General features: G+C 46.4%; 1 protein-coding gene. It reads right to left on the bottom strand.

Annotated elements, in window-relative coordinates:
• Window positions 1-7: 7 nt before the first annotated feature.
• Window positions 8-349: cupredoxin domain-containing protein (locus MLE19_RS22935; RefSeq protein WP_425356828.1), on the bottom strand; the 342-nt coding region annotated here is incomplete at its 5' end.

The following is a 349-nucleotide window of genomic DNA, read 5'->3' as shown; positions in this document are numbered from 1 at the left end:
CGTCAGATTAGAGAGAAAAATTGCCGTACATGCCGGATTCGTAATGGCCGGGAATGTTACAGGCATACTCTAGCTCGTTAACATTATCAGGAACACGCCATAATAGAGACCCAGTCTCACCAGGCGCAATGGTGACGCCTTCCATACTCATATTGGCCATATCGTGACCATCGCCGTTTGACATATTGGACATATCGTGGCCTTCACCGTGTGCCATATTCGACATGTCATGGCCTCCGCCATTGGCCATGTTTAGCATCATCTGGCGATGTTCTTCTTGGGCTTCTTTGCTACCAATCACAAATTCGTGTTCTAGATTGCCGGTGTTAGTAATTTCAAATTTAACCAC

The sequence above is a fragment of the Vreelandella neptunia genome (genome assembly GCF_022489065.1).
GTDB lineage: Bacteria > Pseudomonadota > Gammaproteobacteria > Pseudomonadales > Halomonadaceae > Vreelandella > Vreelandella neptunia_A.
The sequence above is the reverse complement of the archived record's forward strand: the minus strand, read 5'-3'. Positions and strand labels throughout refer to the sequence as shown.